The 1,696-nt window shown below is 39.6% G+C and carries 2 protein-coding genes; one reads left to right on the forward strand and one right to left on the reverse strand.

The features are described from left to right. On the forward strand, positions 1–772 hold a 772-nt coding region (locus ACYVRH_RS12415; RefSeq protein WP_461257215.1), incomplete at its 5' end, for an HD-GYP domain-containing protein. On the opposite strand, the gene ACYVRH_RS12420 is transcribed toward ACYVRH_RS12415, so the two are convergent. Beyond that, entirely contained in the window at positions 757–1,317 is a 561-nt protein-coding gene (locus ACYVRH_RS12420) for a hypothetical protein (RefSeq protein WP_461257216.1), read from the reverse strand. The two genes, ACYVRH_RS12415 and ACYVRH_RS12420, sit on opposite strands and share 16 nt — an antisense overlap. Between the last annotated feature and the right edge of the window lie 379 nt (positions 1,318–1,696).

Below are 1,696 nucleotides of genomic sequence, written 5' to 3' on the forward strand. Positions count from 1 at the left end.
CTGTACTGTAGTGATAGTAACCGACATCACAGAAAAGGAAGAATTAATAAGGCAACTTAACGAATCTCACGCTAAAATTGAGCGTTTTTACATGGAATTGCAGTCTGAGGTTTATAAGCAAACAGAAAGCATCCGTAATCTTCAAAAAGCGATTGTATATTCAATGAGCGATTTGATTGAAAAAAAAGACGGCTACACGGGAGTCCACACAAGGCGCGTAAGCGAATATGTCGCCATTTTACTGCGCGAATTGGCGAGGAGAGGCTATCAATTTACCGAATCGGAAATTCAAAGAATAGCGGAATCTTCTCTTTTGCATGATATGGGAAAAATCGCCATACCGGACAGCATCCTTCTTAAGAACGGGAAGTTGACAGATGATGAGTTTGACGTAATGAAAAGCCACAGTACGACAGGAGCGGATTCATTGGAAAAATCAATGCAGTTCGCTAAGGATAACGACTTTTTAAAAAACGCGTTTATTATGGCGAAACATCATCACGAGAAATGGAACGGCCGTGGATACCCTGACGGTAAAAAAGAAAATGAAATACCTCTCCTTGCCCGCGTAATTGCCATTGCCGACGTGTACGACGCTCTGCGATCTGAACGCTCGTATAAAAAGCCGTTCAGCCGCGAGGAAGCAAAATCAATCATATTGGAAGAAAACGGGCGGCAATTTGACCCGGAACTGGTTGACGCTTTTCTTGCGGTAGAACATGAATTTGACGAATTCTGTAAATCCGCCCAAGACGGTCATTTTGATCCATAAATTCCTATCAACAGCGACAGTTTTTGATCAAACATTCCTATTTGTAAAGGCTTTACAATAAATCTTATGTATTCATTAAGCGAAGGATCATATTTAGACCCGCTGTAGATTCTCCTGTTCTTCATCGCCTTGAGCATATCTTTCATAAAATAACTTAATTCCTCATCAACATCAAGCATATTTTTGCCTATCCTGTCGGGTTTTAAATCCGCTAGAATCGTTCCGTCTTCCGAGTAAACCGCCATAAGGGCAATGTCATTGTTTGTCATTACGGTATTGTCCAATACCCTCTGTATCACATTGGTAACCGTTAAAGCTCTAATATCATCCGCCGTTTCGTTGTTGCTTGTATTGATAATGGGAACCATCGTTTTTGTTGAATCCTTGTCAATTTTACATACTTCCCATAGGGATAAATTAGTAATACTGTTTTTACATAATTCGCAAGCGACAAAATGCGCTATCATAAATATTGTAGTAATTACTATTGCCGCAATGGATATAATTACAATTATTAAGATTTTTAAGTTTGGATTATCTTTCATATTTCCCCCTTATCCATAAAACTATTTAAGGTTTATATGGCTTTATATTTTAAACTAGGAATATAAATCGTTAAAAATACCGCTTAATAAAAGGAAATATAAATCGCAAAATACGCCCTAAAAACGCGTGTAAAACTTCCGTTTCCCCCTTGCCATTAATTCCCCTTTTTGCTATCCTGAAACAAAGCTTAAACCTCATTTTAAGCTATCCCTCTTTTCCGGTAATGCCGGACATAAGGCCATAAGGAGGAACTATGCGCCGATATGAATTAACGGTTATCTTCCCTCTGGAAGAAGACCAGCACAGGGCGGGACGGGAACAGTTGCTTTCCGATCTTACCGCCAACGGAGTCGAAGTCGAGAAAACCGATGAAATCGG

Source organism: Treponema sp. R80B11-R83G3 (genome assembly GCF_054786115.1).

Bases quoted from the DNA above. Each gene is read 5' to 3' on its own strand.
- ACYVRH_RS12420 (WP_461257216.1), bottom strand. From the start codon at position 1,317: ATGAAAGATAATCCAAACTTAAAAATCTTAATAATTGTAATTATATCC.